Here is a 231-nt window from a genome sequence, read left to right on the forward strand (position 1 = left end):
ACAGCAAGAGAAGCGTCAGGCACCAGCTATCTTTGATAAAGTACATCCCTATTTATCATTAAAAGAGGTTAAGCAGCACTTCTCTTTAAGTAAAAACATGGTTAATAAAGCGGTAGTTGGCATTACTTTCGATATTTATAAAGGAGAAATTTTTGGTCTTGAAGGAGAATCCGGATGTGGTAAATCCACAACGGGACGTTCCATTATTGGACTCCATGCGATTACCAGTGG

1 protein-coding gene is annotated in these 231 nt (G+C 39.0%); it reads left to right on the forward strand.

Translation table 11 applies throughout. The annotated features are described in order from the left end of the window. Window positions 1–231, forward strand: a 231-nt coding sequence (locus KVT27_RS26405) for an ATP-binding cassette domain-containing protein (RefSeq protein ID WP_254636315.1), incomplete at both ends; no start/stop codon positions are given.

This window comes from Lysinibacillus sp. GbtcB16 (genome assembly GCF_019091145.1).
Lineage (GTDB): Bacteria > Bacillota > Bacilli > Bacillales_A > Planococcaceae > Lysinibacillus > Lysinibacillus fusiformis.